This is a genomic window from Tsukamurella sp. 8F, from assembly GCF_029167375.1.
Lineage (GTDB): Bacteria > Actinomycetota > Actinomycetes > Mycobacteriales > Mycobacteriaceae > Tsukamurella.
This window is the reverse complement of record NZ_JARFTP010000052.1, coordinates 1-16,517: the sequence shown is the minus strand read 5'-3', so window position 1 is coordinate 16,517 and position 16,517 is coordinate 1. Positions and strand designations below refer to the sequence as shown.

The window sequence follows — 16,517 nt, the reverse complement described above, 5'->3', positions numbered from 1 at the left end:
GGGGGGGGCGGCCGCGGGGGGGCCGCGAGGCCCCGCTCTGCTGCACACGCTACGGATGCCGACCGGTCGGGAAAAGCGACGAAATACAACACTCACCTGTCAGATCAACTGACAAGTCTTGCGCGCACCGCCTCTCGCACAGCGACCAGCGCCGGTCTCTCCTCGGCGCCCGCGCGTGACAGGAAGACTATGCCGCGCTCCTGGTCCGACGGGAGCTCGGAACTGGGCACGAGGGCCGTGCCCGCCTCGCGCACCACCATGTCCGGCAGAAACGCGGCGGCGAGCCCGCGCTCCACGAGCCGCAGGTGAAACAGAACGTCGGACGACTCGTGCACGACGTGGGGCTCGAACCCGCGCTCGCGGCATACCCGCATCGCCCACTGGGCCGACGCGGTCTCCCGCGGCTCCATCACCCATGGCACGCCGTGCAGGTCGCCGCGCGCCCCGTCTACGCCGGGTGGAAGATACCCGCGCACCGGATCCGCCCCCAGAAGCGTGGAGTGGATCCCACCGCCGGGGCCGGGAACGCCCGCCGGCCCCGGCGTCCCCGGGAACGCGTCGGTGATGACGGCGTCGACCTTGCGCGCCACGAGCCGCGCCACGGCGTCGTCGGGATCACACAGCCGCAACCGGACGTCCAGGGCGGGTAGCCGCTCGGCGAGATCGGCGAGCACGGCAGGCATCACCGACCGCGCGATCGTCGCGAACACTGCGACGGTGACCACACCCTGCGGCCGCTCGTGCGCTAGCGCGAGGTCGGACTCGGCCCGTTCGACCGCTGCCAGGATCACCTCGGTGTTGCGCACCAGGTCCTCGCCCGCGGGCGTGAGCTTGACGGCGCGTCCCACCCGCTCGAGTAGTGCCACGCCCACTTCGCGCTCCAGCAGCGCGAGTTGCTGTGAGATCGCCGAGTGGCTGTAGTTCAGCTCGCGCGCAGCCGCCGACATGCTGCCGCGGGCCCTTACTTCGCGTAGCAGTATCAGCCTATGGAGGTCCAACACGCCGGATCTCCTCCCATCACACTCAGGAATTCTGCGCAATCTTCTTGCGTCACGTGGGATCACCGGCCTCATCGAGCGGTAGCGGGGACAAGGCCTTGACCGCCCGGTAGGCGAACGTCGAATGCACCGACGCGAGGTTCGGGATGCGGCGTAGCTGATCCCGCAGGAACGTCTCGTAGTTCTCGAACGAGGGCGTGGCTACCTTGAGGAGGTAGTCCTCGTCGCCGGCGAGCAGGTAGGCCTCGACCACGTTGGGCAGGGTCAGGATCGTGGCTTCGACCTCCGCCAAGGCCTCTACGTCGTGTTTCTCCAGTCTGATCCGCACGAATGCCGTGATCGCCAGCCCGACGCTCGCCTGGTCGACTATCGCGGCATAGCCGGCGATGAATCCCTCCTCCTCGAGCCGTCGCACACGCCGCAGACACGGCGACGGTGATAGCTCCACCCGATCCGCAAGCTCCTGGTTCGTGATCCGTCCGTCTCGCTGCAGCTCTCGCAGGATCGCCTGATCTATCGCATCTAGCGTCATACTTAGCAGGATATGCCAAAAGTGTCGCCAGATTGGCAGGATCGCGACGCACCCGCCCAGATTCACGATTGCGTCGTGCGTTCAACGCATCTACTCTCTGGGTAGGCCGTCGGCCATCCCTTCATATCCACCTGGTCATCGGCGACCCAATCTCCGTAAAGGAGGCCAAAGATGTTGCTGTCTATGCCTTCCCTCCAACTCGACCCGCTGTGGCGCCTGTCCGAGGCGTGGGCCGCGGACACGCGTCCGGACCCGCTCAACCTCGTGATCGGCGTCTACCGCGACGAGCAGGGCGTCTGCCCCGTCCAGCGCGCCGTCTCGATCGCAGAGGCGCGGCTGGCAGAGCGCGCGCCGAGCAAGGAGTACACCAGCCCCGCCGGGAACCTCGAGTTCAACGCCGGGATCTGCGACCTGATCCTGGGCGATCCCGCGCTCATCGGTCGCGCCACGTCGATCCAGGCAGTCGGAGGAACCGGCGCACTGCGCCTCATCTCCGACCTCCTCGCCGTCACCGGGCCGGGCCGTACTGTGCACCTGGGCACGCCCGCCTACGTCAACCACCCCGCCGTACTGCGGGCCGCGGGCCTGCGGGTCAGCGAGTATCCACTGGAGCAGGACGGTCGTCTCGACGCCGCGGCCGCCCTCGACGTGGCCCGCACCGCGGCGCCCGGCGACGTCCTACTGCTGCAGGGGTGCTGCCACAACCCGACAGGGCTGGGCATGCCGCTGGAGACATGGATCGAGTTGGCGCACATCATGGCCGAACGCGGAGTGGTTCCGTTCATCGACCAGGCCTACTTCGGCCTCGGCGACGGCGTCGACGAGGACCTCGAAGGCATGCGCGCAATGCTCGAGATCGTGCCGGAGGCCGCCATCGCGGTGAGTGCTTCGAAAGCGTGGGGGCTGTACAGCGAGCGCACCGGTTGCGCGATCGTGCTCAGCTCGAATCCCGCTCGCGGAGAATACGTCCGGGGCGTTCTCGAGGTCGTCGCCCGCGCGGCGTACTCGCAGGCCCCGTCGCACGGCGCCAGGGTCGTAGCGGAGATCCTGGGCGACGAGACCCTGCGCGCCGACTGGCGTGTCGAGCTCGAAGAGATGCGGCAGCGCCTGACGCTGCTCCGCGCCGAACTCGTCGCCGAACTCCTCGCGACCACAACGGTTCCCGCTCTCCCCCAGCTCGGACAGCAACGGGGCATGTTCCTCCGGCTTCCGCTCGATGCGGACCAGATGGAACGGCTGCGGATCGACCACGCGATCTACGGCGTGCCCTCCGGCAGGATCAACCTCGCCGGACTCACGAGCGACCGGATCCCCCGCGTTGCCGCCGCGATCGGCGAGGTCGTCGCCTCCTCGCCGTCGCGCACACTGCTGTAGCGTCGGGCAGACAGCGCAGCCGCGCAGCGCAGCAAGGAGATTCAGATGCAGGTCGACCTGATCGTCCGCAACGCGCGGATCTACCCGGGCGATACCGGGGCACCGTCGTCGGATGCGCTGGCGGTGCTGCACGGGCGCATCGTCGCGGTAGGTGCGGACGTCGACGGCCTGCGCGCCCAGGAGACCCTGGACGCGCGGGGCCGAGTCGTGCTGCCCGGGTTCGCCGACGCGCATGCGCACAGCGTGTGGTTCGGGATGACCCTGATGGAGGCCGACCTGTCGGCTGTGCGCAGCCTCGACGAGATATACCGCATCATCGGCGACCGCGCGGCAAGTACGGACGGCGACGAGTGGATCGTCGCGTCCGGGTTCAATCCCGTTCTCCTACAGGGACAGAACCCCGATCCGGATCAGCTCGACCGCGCATCGGGCGGACGGCCGGTGTGGATCAAGCACGCCTCCGGGCACTCGTGCCAGCTCAGCACCGCCGGGCTGACTCGCACGGGGGCGTTGTCGCGTGCGGGACAATCCTTCGACGGCGGGCGCATCGTGGTCGACGACGCCGGGCATGCGACCGGCGTGCTCGAGGAGCGCGCGATGTCCCTCGTCCGTGATGTCCTGCTCCCCTATCCGCTGGCGATGATCGAGCAGGCCCTGGATCTCGCGACCGCCGCCTACGCCCGGGAAGGGCTCACCGCCGTGACGGATTGCGGTGTCGCCGCCGGGTGGATCGGCCACGCACCCGGCGAAGTCGCCGCGTACCAGAACGCCCTGGAGCACGGGGCCCTGCGGACGCGCATGCAGGTCATGCCGGTCATCGACGCCCTCCCCCTACTCGAGGGACACGCCGACGAACCCGTGCGGCGCGGCCTGGGGACGGGCGTCCGCACCGGGTGGGGAGACGACCGGCTGATGTTCGGGCCGACCAAGGTGTTCACCGACGGCTCGATCCTCGGGCGTACGGCGCAGCTCACCGACCACTACGACGGCTGCCCCGGCCACCACGGATACCTGCAGGAGGACCCGGATGTCATGCGGGAACGCATGATCGCGGCCTATGCCGGCGGCTGGTCCCTGGCTCTGCATGCGGTCGGAGACGCCGCGCTCGACCTGGCGCTCGACACGCTGGAGGAGGCCGTGCGCAAGCACGGTTCCCGACGTGTGCCGAACCGCGTCGAGCACGGGATCGCTGTGCGGCCGGACCAGCTCGCCAGACTGGCGGAGCTCGGAATCGCGTGCGTCGTGCAACCCGGCTTCATCCGCGCTTTCGGAGAGGGTATGCGCCGGGCCCTCGGCGAGTCGCGCGTCCCCTGGTCGGTCCGCGCACGGACGCTACTCGACGCCGGGCTCCCGCTGGGCCACAGCTCCGACCGCCCCGTCGCACCCGGCGCTCCGCTCGCGTCCATCCAATCGTTCGTCGAGCGGCTCACCGAGGACGGGCTGCCCTACGGGCCTGCCGAGCGGATCACCCCCGCCGAGGCCGTGCGCGCCGCCACCCTCGGCACCGCCGAGGTCACCGGTCAGGCCGATCGACGCGGAAGGCTCGTGCCGGGACAACTCGCGGACATGGTGTTCCTCGATGCCCACCCCGCCGAGGTCCCGCCCTCCGACATCCACGCCATACCGATCCTCGCCACCGCAGTCGGCGGTGAATTCACCTATCGCAGTGAGGAATTGCCGTCATGAATACGAATCGAGTAGCCCTGGTCACCGGCGGCACCTCGGGTATCGGTGCGTCGATCGCCCAGCGTCTGGTCAAGGACGGACTCGACGTCGCGGTCGTCGGGCGATCCGCGGACTCCCCCGCCGCGGACGGGCTGGACGCCGTGGACGGCGTCTTCCAGATCCGCGCGGACATCACGCGACCCGGCGCACCCGACGACGTCGTGGGTCGGGTCATCGAACGATTCGGAAGGCTGGACGTCCTCGTCAACAACGCCGGGCGCCGCCACGCGGGACTCATCGTCGACACCCCGCCGGAGGAGATCGCCGACGTGTTCGCGGTGAACACCCTTGCGGCAATGTCGATGACGGCCGCGGCGGCGCGCGTGATGATTCCCCGGGAGGACGGCGCGGTCATCAACATGTTGTCTCGGCTCGCGAGTGTGGGCGTCGCGACGCTGACTGCATACACCGCGTCTAAGGGCGCGCTACTGGCGTACACCCGCGGCGCCGCAGTGGAACTCGCACCGCACAATATCCGCGTCAACGCCGTCGCACCCGGTATGACCCGCACACCGCTCATCGATTCATGGCTCGCGGACCAGCCCGACCCGACCGCCGCGCTCGACGGCGTGGTCTCCGCCATCCCGCTGGGCAGGCTCGGCACCGTCGCCGACACCGCCTCCGCCGTCTCGTATCTCGCTTCGACGGAGGCCTCCTACCTCACGGGCGTATCGATCCCCGTCGACGGCGGCTACACCGCGCAGTGAACGATTCGTTCGATCGGGCCGGTACTGGTACACTTCTCATCATGTTCAGTGCGGGCCTGTAACTTGCCCGCTCGACTAGAGGCCGGAGTGCAGTTACAGGCACTACCGGCCTCGTCCATGTCCGGGTCCGTATCGGCCGCCGGTCCCCCGGTCACGCCTTCACCGTCGGGTTGTAGATGTCTATCCACGTATGCAGGTCGAGGGCCCGCTCCAGGCCGGCGCGTGTGACGTCCGCGGGATCGAGCCGGGCCTGCGCCGCCAGCCAGTCCCTGTCGACGATCTCGAACACCGAGTGGTCCGGCGACGCCGCGACATCCGCCGCGAGCGATTGCAGCCGGCGGACGTAACCCAGATCCTGCGTCGACGGGTACGGCGACTTGACGCGGTCGACGACCGACTGCGGTAGAACATCTTTCGTGGCCGCGCGCAACAGCGACTTCTCGCGGCCGTCGAAGTTCTTCTGCTCCCACGGCGCGTTGTACACGTACTCGACGAGCCGGTGATCGCAGAAGGGCACGCGGACCTCCAACCCCACGGCCATGCTTGCACGGTCCTTGCGATCCAACAGAATCCGCACGAAGCGTGTGAGATGCAGGTAGGACATGCGGCGCATCTGGCGCTCGGTCTCGGACTCGCCCGGCAGGTGCTGCACCTCGCGGGCCGCGGCCGCGAAGCTCGCGCGTTGGAAGCCCTCGAGATCGAGATGCGCCCGCAGCCCGGGCCGTAGCGCCTCGTCGGCGCGCATGTGGGGACCGCCCATCGCGGTGTTGGCCAGCCAGGGGTACGTGTCGGCAGTGCGCGCGATCGGGTCGAAGAACTGCTTGTACCCCCCGAACACCTCGTCGGCGGACTCCCCCGACAGCGCGACCGTCGAGTGCTCTCGAATCGCCTTGAACAGCAGGTAAAGGGAGCCGTCCATGTCGCCCAGCCCGGCCGGCAGGTCGCGAGCGCGGACGACGGCGGCGCGCACCGCCGGATCGGACAGCTGTGCCGGGTCCAGGATGATGTCCCGGTGTTCCGTGCGGCTGTGCGCCGCGACGTCGTGGACGTATGGGGTGTCCGGCGTGCCCCGCAGATCATCGGCGACGAAGTTCTCCGCCTGCCCGAGGAAATCGACGGCGAACGAGCGGACGGTCTCGCCGACCGCGCCCAGCTGCTGGGCGGCCAGGGCGGTCAGGGCCGACGAGTCCAACCCCCCGGAGAGCAGCATGCACCGCGGAACATCCGCGACGAGTTGCCGGGTCACGATGTCGTCCAACAGCTCTCGCACGCGTCCGACGGTGGCGTCCACGTCGTCTGGATGCTCCTCGGTCGTGAGCTCCCAGTAACGGTGTGTGCGCAATCCCGTCCGGTCCACGGTGACGACGGTGCCGGGCTCGACCTCGTACATCCCATCCCACACCGCCGCGCCGGGCGTCTTGACGAAACCGAACAACTCCCGCAGGCCGTCCTCGGTGACGACCCGACGAGCCAGCGGATTCGCAAGGATCGCCTTGGGTTCCGAACCGAAAAGCACGCCGTCGGGGGTCGGGTAGAAGTACAGCGGCTTGATCCCCATACGGTCGCGCACGAGGTGCAGCCGCTGTTCCCGCTCGTCCCAGATCGCGAAGGCCGCCATACCGTTCAGGCGGTCCGCGACCCCGATCCCCCACTCCAGGTACCCCTCGAGCACCACCTCCGTGTCGGAGTCGGTCGCGAACCGATGCCCTAGGCCCTCTAGTTCACGGCGTAGCTCCGTGAAGTTGTATGCCTCGCCCGAATACGTGAGCCCGACGGGAGCGTGCGCGGACGTCATGGGCTGCTTGCCGCCCGGGAGGTCGACGATGGCGAGCCGGCGATGCCCGAGCGCCGCGTGTTCCCGCAACCACGTACCACGCGCGTCGGGGCCCCGGCACTCCATGGTTCCGGTCATGGCATCGACGATGCTCCCCTCGCTTCGCAGGTCGCGATCGAACGACACCCAACCGGCGATTCCGCACATGGCTACACCTCTCCATCTACTACAGCTATTTGCTTTTGGCACCGTAGCAACTGGTTAGATGTGCTGTCTATATTCGCGAAACGGGCCCGGCGCGCATACCGGACCCGCTGGACCGCCCCTACTCCGCGAGCAGCCCCTTCGCCACATGCGTCACCTGGATCTCGTTACTCCCGGCGTAGATCATGAGCGACTTCGCGTCGCGCGCAAGCTGTTCCACGCGATACTCCGTCATGTACCCGTTACCGCCGAACAGTTGCACCGCCTCCATCGCCACATCCGTCGACGCCTCTGTCGAGTACAGCTTCATAGCCGACGCTTCGGCGAGGGTGGGTAGCTTCCCGGCGCGGAGATGCTCGAGCGCAGAGAACACCATGTTCTGGGTGTTGAGGCGCGCGACCTCCATCTTGGCCAGCTTCAGTTGGACCAGCTGGAACTCCGCGATCGGGCGGCCCCAGAGCCTGCGGTTCTTCGCGTAGTCGATGCACAGGCGATGGCACTCGTTGATGATGCCTAGCGCCAGGATCGCGCAGCCGACACGCTCCATCACGAAGCTCGACCGTGCGCTCTCGCGGCCGTCACCGGTCCTGCTCGACCGATCCAGAGCCTCAGGCCCGCCGAGAAGGCGATCCATCCCGACCCGCACGTCATCGAAGAACAGCTCGCCGGTCGGAGAGGACATCATGCCCATCTTCTTGAATGCCGGGCCCTGTCGCAGGCCGTCCATGCCCTTGTCCAGGACGAACGTCAGCACCTGACGGTCCCTGATCGGCGTCCCGTCGCCCTCGTCGAGTTTGGCGTACACGACTATCACGTCGGCGTGGGGGCCGTTCGTGATGAACGTCTTCTGCCCCTTGAGGATGAACCCGTCGCCGTCACGACGCACCGTCGTCCGCATGCCTCCGAACGCGTCCGAGCCCGAGTCCGGCTCGGTGATCGCCCACGAGGCGATGTGCTCGCACGTGATCAGCTTCGGTAGCCAGCGCTCCTTCTGCTCGAGCGTTCCCTTGGACGCGATGGTCGCCGCGCCGAGCCCGAGGGATACGCCCACCGATGCGACCGTCCCGAGCGTGACACCCGCGAACTCACTCACCAGGACCGCGGCCATCGAGTCGATGCCGTCCAGTCCGCCGCCCTTCTTCTCACGCTTCGTGCCCGACTCGCCCGCGGGCTCGGGGTGCTCGTGGCGTCGCCGTTCCTTGGCAAGCCTCTTCTGGACGGCCTCCGATGCCATCGCGTCGATACCGAAGTCCGCGAACATCTTTCTGATCAGGTCGTAGGGCGGCAGTTCGCCGGACTCGAGGCGGTCGATATTCGGCCGGACCTCCTTGTCGATCCACCCGCGTACTGCATCGCGCATTGCGATATCGGACTCGGACCATTCGATCATGCACAACCTCCACGGGCTCGATGTGGCGGCCGTCACCGCCGAGCACAGAGTACGACGTATGCTTGTTTACTGGGACGTCGAGTCCTGGTAAATTCGCAGATGTCTAGAGATGTGACGGCGGCAACACACCGCGGTAACACGAGGAGATGACGATGGCGGACGTCTTTGGCGCCGTGCGGCGCAGCGCACCCGACCGCGGCTACGCGGACACCCTCGCCGATCTATCCGAGGGATCGGTGCACAAGCGATTCGACCCGTACGTGGATATCGCATGGGACGCACCCGAACTCGCACTCGATCCGAACGATCCCCGCTGGGTGCTACCTCCGACGCTGGACTCGCTCGGCGCGACCCAGTGGTACCGGGACCAGCCCCTCGAGCGCCAGATCGCGATCGGGAAGTGGCGGATCGCCAACACGATCAAGGTCGGGTCCGCATTCGAGAGCATCCTGATCCGCGGCATGATGCAGTACGTCATGAAGCTCCCCAACAAGTCTCCGGAGTTCCGGTACGCCCTCCACGAGATGACCGAGGAGTGCAACCACATCCAGATGTTCCAGGAGCTGGTCAACCGGATCGACGTCGATGTGCCGGGGATGCGCCCCCGCTTCCGGCGGATGTCTCCGATGATCGGCGTCCTGGGTGGTTACGCCCACGTCATCCTGTTCATGGGGATCCTGGGTGGCGAGGAGCCCATCGACCACTACCAGAAGGCGATCATGCGGCACGGCGGACAGGTGCCGCCGCTGGTACTACGGACCATGCAGATCCACGTCGCGGAAGAGGCGCGGCACATCACGTTCGCGCACGAGTTCCTGCACGCGCACCTGAAGCGGATGAACAAGCGGCAGCGGCGGATCTGCGCCATCGCGTTCCCTTTGGCCATGCGCTGGTTGGTCGGCGAGATCTTCACGCCGCCCCGGGAATTCGCGGAGACGTTCGACATACCCGATGAGGTCATGCAGGAGGCCTTCTGGCGCGGCCCGACCGCCAGAGCTCTGCTCGACGACTACTTCGCCGAGGTGCGGGCGCTCGCATCCGACCTGGGCCTGATGACAGCCACCGGGCGATTCTTCTGGAGGCGCCTGCGGATCGACGGCCACACGGCGCGTTACCGTGGTGAGCCGACGCGCCCGGCTCAGTACGCCGCCTGAGGGAGCGGTTCGGCCGCTGCCCGCCGGAACGGCGTCGCGTACGGCGTCTGCGCGGGTTCGCGCACGAGTAGCATCGTCTTACATGGCCACGCCGACGGACGGCCCGCGCACGGGCTACGAGGAACGGTGGCGCGCCCACAACTCGCAGCGGCGGGAGTTGATCCTCTCCGCGGCAGCCGGACTCGTCGAACAGTCGCGCCCCGGCGCACCGATCTCGGTGCAGCGCATCGCCAACCGCGCCGATCTCGCCAAGTCGGTCGTCTACCGGCAGTTCAAGAACAAGGACGACCTCGTCCGCAGCTTGCGCGGATACGTCGTGGACACCTTCGCCGACGAACTGGAGCGCGACCTCGACATCTCCACCGGGTCCCTGCGGTCGATCCTGCGGCGTGCCATCGCATCCGCCGCGGAGTGGATGGAGGATCATCCGCGCCTGGTCGAGCTCCTGCGGTCTGGGCCCACCGACCACGATGCCGCCGGGAGCGGCGACGCGATGGGCGAATTCAGGCACCGCATCGTCGTGCGCGGACAGGCGACCATCGAAGCTATCGGCGAGATCATCGATCGCGACAGCGGGCCGTTCACAGACGTCCCGTTCGTAGTGTTCGCGATGGTCGAGTCCACCCTGACCAGCTGGGTGCGCGGTGAGGAGCTGATCCATACGCGGACGCGCGACGAGATCGTAGACACGCTGACCGACATCACGTGGTCCGTGCTCGACGGCACGGCACGGGGCGCTGGACTCCAGGTCGATCCCGATGCCGAGTTCAGCACCGTCGTCGTCGCTATGGCGCCGACGGCGACCGCACCGCCGTCGGCGTGACGATCTCACGCGTCGCTGAACGCCGGTGACTCAGCGCGCCAGCGGCTTGTAGAACACCAGGCCGTTCCCCTGGCTGTCGTAGACCACTGCGCGGCGCTCGTGCGCATCGTCATACGGCGGCTTCACGATCGCCCCGCCCGACTCCTCGATCACCTTCGCGGCGGCGTCCACGTCGTCGGTCTTGATACCCACCACCGGCTTCCCGGGGATCGGGTGGTCGATCGACGTGGCCAGGGCTAGCGTGATCGACCCGCCGTCGAGGGCGGCGTAATGCGCACCGTCGCGGAACTTCAACGCAAAGCCCAGGCCCTCGTAGAAGGCGATGGCCTCGTCGAGGTCCTCCGCGGACAGCACGATCTGACGTACTTGGTAATCACTCATCTGCGAACTCCTCGTCTCCGTGTCCCATCCACACAAGCTGCTTGACAGGAGTTCCAATACCGTTGCGATCAACCAGGTTTCAAATGCGGGTCGCCCGCACCGCGAGGGCGGGACAGCGGAGTACCCGATACGCACGTGCGCGCCGGCGGCATTCTGACATCCATCCTGTTGTCAGTTGGTAACTGGTAATTTCGAGACCATGACTGCACGGATGAGCGGAGCCGCCAGACGTGCCCAAGTGCTGGACATCGCAGCGCGGGAATTCGCGGCACACGGGCTGCACGGGGCATCGACCGATGCGATTGCAAAAGAAGCCGGCATCACCCAGGCGTACGTCTTCCGCATGTTCGGCACGAAGAAGGCGCTCTTTCTGGAACTGGTCCGAGAGGCGTTCGGGAGCCTGTGCAACGCGATGCGCGACGCGGGCGAGCAGAAGACCGGCATAGACGCACTGTCGGCGATGGGCAGCCAGTACTTCGACCGACTATCCGATCAGACCGCGCTGCTACTGCAACTTCAAGGCTTCGCCGCATGCGGCGACCCGGAAGTCCGGGAAACGGTGCGAGCGGGTTTCGCGCAGCTGTGGGACACGACTCAGCGCGGCACCGGTCTCGAACCGCTGACCGTCAAGGCGTTCCTCGCGTTCGGAACCCTGCTGAACGCCGGGGCTGCAATGGATGTCGAACAAGTCGACGAGCCGTGGGCCGACGGTATCCGCACCCGGGTGCGGTCCGGACTGTTCGCCCACATCACATCCGAGACGAATCACTGATCGCCGTGTGCCTTCGTCACGCGGGAACGACGTGGCGAAGGCACACTGTCAGGTGCGGGCGTGGAGAATCCGGCTTGCCCGCAGCGCATGAGGCGTCCGATCCTGAAACTCCCCCGTACCGGTGTAGCCGTCGATGAGTTGCGCAGCGGAGTAGTCCTCGATCCGCGTGAATCCGAGGGTCCTCAGTTCGGCGTCGATCTCGCCCGGGGTGAAGTAGCTGAACCAGGGTTCGCCGGCTGCGGCCACGCGCGCCTCACGTTCTTGCAGCTGCTGCCTGTCTTCATCGGTGTCGGCCGGTTGCAGGTAGTCGACGACGACCTCGCTCGGCCTCTCCTGTCCGGCGATGTAGGTCAGCGTCGTTCGTACCGCCGCTGGCGTCAGGTAGAAGACCACACCGAGCCAGACGAAGACCGCCGGCTCGGAGCGGCTGAATCCCGCAGTCGCCAACTCCGTTTCCAACAGGTCGGTTTCGAAGTCGACGGGCACGAACGTCAGTGACGGCGGCGTTTCTATCCCTGTCACCTCCAGACGGACGCGCTTCCACGCCTGGGTGGCGGGTCGGTCGACCTCGAAGACCCGCAGACCGCGGTGCGGATTGCGGTAGGCGAAGGTGTCCACCCCAGCGCCCAGGATCACGACCTGCCGCACCCCCGTGGCCACGGCCGCCGCAATCCGGTCCTCGGCGAATCGCGCACGAGCGGCGAAGAACAGGCGCCGAGGCCTGTACGCCGGCCCGCTGCCGGGGCGATCCTCGGTCGGTTCGGCAGCGTTCGCCAGGTCGTCTGGCGTGACACCGAGCAGACGCGCCACCACCGGATCGGTGACGATATGTGGTTGGTCCGCGATCTGGTGATATGCGCGCGCATACGCCGTCGCCAGAGCCGTTCGACTCGGTCCGACGTTATCGATGCTCAGGTCTTCGTTCGTCATGGCCTCGACCCTACTAGTTACTAGTTAGTAATTAGTAACTACACGTCCGTCGACCGATCCGGATGGTGGACGGCGGGAACCCATCTGCGCATCACACGGACGGAAGAGTGTCTCTGCGACCCCGACAGTTGTATCGTCTTTGACAAACTCCGAGTTTGCGATCGGTCTGCTGGGTTTCCGCCTTTCAAGGGTGTCGATGTGCGGTGGGAGGAGGAGGCGGGGAACCGTGAGTGGCGAAGTGATACGGCCAGATCGCTGGGCGGGGGCGGCCGGCCGCCCCGATGTGGTAGCTGAACAGCGCCTTCTCCTGGATTCGCGCTTTCTGATGCGCTACACGCGCGAGTGCCTGCTGGTGCATCAGGCACCGGAGGAGGATCCGACGGATCGACGGATCGTGTACGCGAACGCGGCATTCTGTGACCTGCTGGGCGTGGTGTCGGACAAGGAGTTGCTGGGGCGGCCGATCGTGGATTTCGCGCATCCGGACTGGGTGGCGGCGGTGCGGGTGCCGGTGACGGCCAAGCGGATGGGCAGCGTCGTGCCGCCGCGGGAGATCGTGCTGCTGAGGGCGGACGGTTCACCGTTCCATGCGGAGGTCGCAGCGGTGAGTATTCCGTGGGAGAACGGGCGGATCGCGACGCAGGCGGTCGTGTGGGACCTGACCGAACACGATGAGGAGATCGATCACCAGCTGGCCCTGGAGCATATTCACGGCGGGGTCTTGGTGCATCAGGACGGGCGGATCGTGTGGATGAACCGGGCTGCGCGCGACATGGTGCGGGCCACCACCGAAGGGGAGATGATCGGGCGTTCGATCACCGACTTCCTACATCCGGACGCTGTCGCCGAGACCCGCAGACGGCACGAATCGCTGATCGAGGTCGGCGACGTCACACCTCGGCGTGAGATGTCGCTGTTCCGCCTGGACGGGACGACGTTCCTCGGCGAGGTCATCGGCGTTCGCACACAATGGCAGGCACGCCCCGCCATCCGAGTCATGATCCGAGACCTCACCGAACGCGACACCAGCGTCGATCACTGGCTGGCCGTGGAACATACGCTGGGCGCGTTGTTCGTACATCAGGACGGCCGGATCGTGCGGATGAACCGGGGAGGTGTCGTCATGGCCGGCGCAGACAGCGAACAACAGATGCTGGGCCGGCCGATCACCGACTTCATCCACCCGGACTCGATCGCAGCGATTCTGCAGCGCGTGGCCGGATTGAAGGCGTTGGGCGACGTCGCGCCCGCGATGGAGGCCACCCTGCTGCAGCTGGACGGCACGCCGGTTCTGACCGAGGTCACCGCCGTCCGCACGCAGTGGCGCGGACGCCCCGCGATACAGGTAGCGGTACGAGACCTGTCGGACCGGGCCGAGCGTCGTCGCACCGAACGTGAGTTGAAGACGATCATCGAATCCCTCGATGAGGGCATCGCGGTCGTCGACCGCGACTCGCGGGTGGTGCAGGCGAACCTCGCGGCCAGACGGATCCTAGGGGTTCGGGACCAGGATCTCGCAGAGCCCTTCGTCTGCCAATCGATCCGGCTGCACAACAGGGAAGGCGAATTGGTCGGCGCGGACGATCATCCGGTGACCTCGGTGCTGCGCACCGGCGTTCCGCGTACCGGGTTGATGTACCGGATCGACCGTCGCGACCGGGAGGTGTGGATCGCCGGTAGCGCGCGGCTCCTGGAACCGGACAACCCTCGACTGTCGTCGGTTCTGGTGTCGTTCGCCGACGTCACAGCCGCGCACACAGCGGCCGAGCAGGCGAGGTACGACGCGAACCACGATCCCCTGACGGGGCTCGCCAATCGCACTCTGCTGCAGGTGAGCCTGGACGCCGCTCTCACCGCCGCGCACACGACGAGGATGTCGGTCGCGGTGATGTTCTTCGACTTGGACCGGTTCAAACGCGTCAACGACAACTTCGGCCACGATCATGGGGACGCGGTACTCGCAGAGACCGGCCGCCGCGCTCTGGCCTGGGCGTCTCCCGGCGACTGCGTCGCCCGGATAGGTGGCGACGAGTTCGTCGCGCTGGTCGCGGACGGTGTCACCGGCGTCGCCGACGCCCAGCGGCGTGCACTCGCTCTCTGGGACCGGCTGACCCGCCCGGTCCACCACGACGGCGAGCTGCATCAGGTGAGCGCGAGCATCGGCGTCGTCGTCCTACCCCCCGGTGAGCCGCGTACCGCCGCCGAGATCCTCCGGGAAGCCGATTCCGCCATGTACCAGGCGAAGAACTACACCCGGCCGTCCACCGACGCCGCAGGGCCGGTCCACGTCATCACACTGCGCCGGCGGGGCGACACGACGCGGCCGTAGCAGCGACACCGCTCCGGGCCGATCCAGACGCTCACGACCAGGCAACACCTCCGCCACTCGAGCGAGATGTATGCGGATTCGCAGTGCGGACTGCGGGGCGACCCAGTCGCATATTCATGGTTTCCTGAATTCCTGCACATCCGAATCGGGATGTGCCCCTGCAGATTTCGACTGCAGGAAAGGATAGAGGAAGCACGGAAATGCACACACAAGCCACACCAGTAAATATCGCGGGAATCGGCGCCGTCACCGGATACGGCACCGGCGTAGAGCAGCTATGGGAGGGCCTCATGTCCGGCAAACCCGCCGCCCACCTTCACCCCGCCTACCTTCCAGACGGCTCCGACGCCTGGTTCGCCCGGATATCCGAGGACATGCTCGCCGACGACGGACGCAACCTGTACACCCGGGCGTTGTGCACGGCCGTCGTCGAAGCCGTGACCGATGCACAGGTCCGCGGCTGGCGCCCCGGGCCGGTCGTCGGGCTGATCAACGCCACCGCCATCGGCGACGCCGAGGTCTGGCGCACCCTGTATACCCGAGCCGGCGCACGCCGTGACCGCCGAGGTTTCCTGCAGCTACTCCCGTCCACCACCTTGTCGGAGGTGATGCGTATGTACCGTTGGCACGGGCCGGTGAACAGCATCTCCTCCGTGTGCGCCAGTAGCGGCAACGCCCTGCTGCAGGCCCGGTCCTGGCTCGACGAAGGCCGGGCGGACGACGTCGTGGTCGTAGGCACGGACCTACTCGCCACACCCGAGATCCTCGCTGAATTCGTCCAGTTGGGAGCTGCCATCGCCGACGTCGACCCCCTAGACGCCTGCCGCCCTTTCCAGACGGGTAGCCGGGGATTCTCGTTCGGCGAGGCCGCCGTCGCGATGGTCCTATCCCGCCGGCCGGCGCAACCGTACGCACAACTGCTCGGCGGCGCGTTGTCTCACGATGCGTACCATGCGGTGAGCATCGACCCCGGAGCCGAACAGATCATGCGCTGCGCCACGGATGCGCTTCGTGACGCCGATGTCACACCCGACGACATCGGATACCTCAACGCGCACGGCCCCGGTACCTCACAGTGCGATGCAGCCGAAACCCGCATGCACACAGACACACTCGGCGGACAGCCCGCGATATTCTCCGTCAAACCGCTCGTCGGTCACTGCCAAGGCGGGGCCTGCGGCCTTCTGGAGACCAGCGTGTCTGCGCTCGCCTATGACCGCGGCACCATCCCCGCGCCGCACCATGTCGCCGACGCTCATCCGCGACTCCTCGACGGGCCGACCCCCGTCACGGACAGGCTCACCCTCAAGACCTCACTCGGCATGGGCGGCCACAACTCGGCGGTTGTCCTCGCACCACCTACTCGAGGCTGAACCACCCCGCCCACCGCACAACCGGACCGGTCGCGGGGGGGGGCCCCCCCC

14 protein-coding genes are annotated in these 16,517 nt (G+C 67.2%); 8 read left to right on the top strand and 6 right to left on the bottom strand.

Annotated elements, in window-relative coordinates:
- Positions 1-104: 104 nt before the first annotated feature.
- Both P0W64_RS22010 and P0W64_RS22005 read right to left on the bottom strand, forming a co-directional pair.
- The gene (locus P0W64_RS22010; RefSeq protein WP_275482333.1) at positions 105-1,001 is read right to left on the bottom strand and encodes a LysR family transcriptional regulator; all 897 of its coding nucleotides are present in this window, start codon (positions 999-1,001) and stop codon (positions 105-107) included.
- Positions 1,002-1,050: 49 nt separating this feature from the next.
- On the bottom strand, positions 1,051-1,530 hold the full coding sequence (locus tag P0W64_RS22005) for an Lrp/AsnC family transcriptional regulator (protein ID WP_275482332.1): 480 nt from the start codon (positions 1,528-1,530) through the stop codon (positions 1,051-1,053).
- 183 nt (positions 1,531-1,713) lie between these two features.
- Here P0W64_RS22005 and P0W64_RS22000 point away from each other — a divergent pair, with 183 nt between their 5' ends.
- Genes P0W64_RS22000 through P0W64_RS21990 form a run of 3 tightly spaced genes read left to right on the top strand, consistent with a single transcriptional unit; the run spans position 1,714 to position 5,336 of the window.
- Positions 1,714-2,904 (top strand): aromatic amino acid transaminase, encoded by a 1,191-nt coding sequence (locus tag P0W64_RS22000; protein ID WP_275482331.1) that lies wholly within the window; start codon positions 1,714-1,716, stop codon positions 2,902-2,904.
- Positions 2,905-2,949: 45 nt separating this feature from the next.
- Positions 2,950-4,590: an amidohydrolase gene (locus P0W64_RS21995; RefSeq protein ID WP_275482330.1), complete on the top strand. Its 1,641-nt coding sequence runs from the start codon at positions 2,950-2,952 to the stop codon at positions 4,588-4,590.
- Positions 4,587-5,336, top strand: a complete 750-nt coding sequence (locus tag P0W64_RS21990) for a glucose 1-dehydrogenase (RefSeq protein WP_275482329.1) — start codon at positions 4,587-4,589, stop codon at positions 5,334-5,336. Before P0W64_RS21995 ends, P0W64_RS21990 begins: the two co-directional genes overlap by 4 nt.
- Positions 5,337-5,487: 151 nt before the next feature.
- Here the strand turns inward: P0W64_RS21990 and asnB are convergent, their stop codons facing one another.
- The gene (asnB, locus tag P0W64_RS21985) at positions 5,488-7,317 is read right to left on the bottom strand and encodes an asparagine synthase (glutamine-hydrolyzing) (RefSeq protein ID WP_275482328.1); all 1,830 of its coding nucleotides are present in this window, start codon (positions 7,315-7,317) and stop codon (positions 5,488-5,490) included.
- A 118-nt stretch (positions 7,318-7,435) separates the two neighbouring features.
- Complete coding sequence (locus P0W64_RS21980; protein WP_275482327.1) at positions 7,436-8,704, bottom strand: acyl-CoA dehydrogenase family protein; 1,269 nt, start codon at positions 8,702-8,704, stop codon at positions 7,436-7,438.
- 152 nt (positions 8,705-8,856) lie between these two features.
- Here P0W64_RS21980 and P0W64_RS21975 point away from each other — a divergent pair, with 152 nt between their 5' ends.
- Together P0W64_RS21975 and P0W64_RS21970 are read left to right on the top strand one after the other, a co-directional pair.
- The gene (locus tag P0W64_RS21975; protein ID WP_275482326.1) at positions 8,857-9,858 is read left to right on the top strand and encodes a diiron oxygenase; all 1,002 of its coding nucleotides are present in this window, start codon (positions 8,857-8,859) and stop codon (positions 9,856-9,858) included.
- A gap of 82 nt (positions 9,859-9,940) precedes the next feature.
- Positions 9,941-10,681, top strand: coding sequence for a TetR/AcrR family transcriptional regulator (locus P0W64_RS21970; protein WP_275482325.1), 741 nt, complete (start codon positions 9,941-9,943; stop codon positions 10,679-10,681).
- Between the two features lie 30 nt (positions 10,682-10,711).
- Here the strand turns inward: P0W64_RS21970 and P0W64_RS21965 are convergent, their stop codons facing one another.
- The gene (locus P0W64_RS21965) at positions 10,712-11,062 is read right to left on the bottom strand and encodes a VOC family protein (protein WP_275482324.1); all 351 of its coding nucleotides are present in this window, start codon (positions 11,060-11,062) and stop codon (positions 10,712-10,714) included.
- 199 nt (positions 11,063-11,261) lie between these two features.
- Here P0W64_RS21965 and P0W64_RS21960 point away from each other — a divergent pair, with 199 nt between their 5' ends.
- Positions 11,262-11,834 (top strand): TetR/AcrR family transcriptional regulator, encoded by a 573-nt coding sequence (locus tag P0W64_RS21960; protein ID WP_275482323.1) that lies wholly within the window; start codon positions 11,262-11,264, stop codon positions 11,832-11,834.
- Positions 11,835-11,882: 48 nt separating this feature from the next.
- On the opposite strand, the gene P0W64_RS21955 is transcribed toward P0W64_RS21960, so the two are convergent.
- On the bottom strand, positions 11,883-12,764 hold the full coding sequence (locus tag P0W64_RS21955; RefSeq protein WP_343232896.1) for a class I SAM-dependent methyltransferase: 882 nt from the start codon (positions 12,762-12,764) through the stop codon (positions 11,883-11,885).
- A 226-nt stretch (positions 12,765-12,990) separates the two neighbouring features.
- Between P0W64_RS21955 and P0W64_RS21950 the strand changes: the two genes are divergently transcribed.
- Both P0W64_RS21950 and P0W64_RS21945 read left to right on the top strand, forming a co-directional pair.
- On the top strand, positions 12,991-15,093 hold the full coding sequence (locus tag P0W64_RS21950) for a diguanylate cyclase (protein WP_275482322.1): 2,103 nt from the start codon (positions 12,991-12,993) through the stop codon (positions 15,091-15,093).
- A gap of 200 nt (positions 15,094-15,293) precedes the next feature.
- On the top strand, positions 15,294-16,466 hold the full coding sequence (locus tag P0W64_RS21945) for a beta-ketoacyl synthase N-terminal-like domain-containing protein (RefSeq protein ID WP_275482321.1): 1,173 nt from the start codon (positions 15,294-15,296) through the stop codon (positions 16,464-16,466).
- The last annotated feature ends 51 nt before the right edge of the window (positions 16,467-16,517 follow it).